This is a genomic window from Microbacterium sp. K35, assembly GCF_004794375.1.
In the GTDB taxonomy this organism is placed as follows: domain Bacteria; phylum Actinomycetota; class Actinomycetes; order Actinomycetales; family Microbacteriaceae; genus Microbacterium; species Microbacterium sufflavum.
In genome coordinates this window covers 1-225 of record NZ_SSDM01000384.1, presented here as the reverse complement: position 1 = coordinate 225, position 225 = coordinate 1, and the positions used below count along the sequence as shown (strand labels likewise).

General features: G+C 74.2%; 1 protein-coding gene. It reads left to right on the top strand.

Annotated features, from left to right (window positions below):
• Window positions 1-225 (top strand): hypothetical protein (locus tag DW299_RS19270; protein WP_446724804.1); only part of this gene is annotated, 225 nt, incomplete at both ends.

Below are 225 nucleotides of genomic sequence, written 5' to 3'. Positions count from 1 at the left end.
GACGGGCACGGCGAAGAATCCGCAGCGCGCACTCGACGCGCTCACGGCCGCGAACACGCAGATCGACGCCGCGCTCGCGCAGGGGCGAGAGGCCGTCGACCGCGCGCGCCGTGCGCAACAGCTGCTCGAGCCCACGCTGGCCCAGGCGAACTCCGAGATCCGCGCGACGAGGGAGTTCATCGAGACCCGCCGCGGCACGGTCGGCTCCGCCGCGCGGGTCTCGAT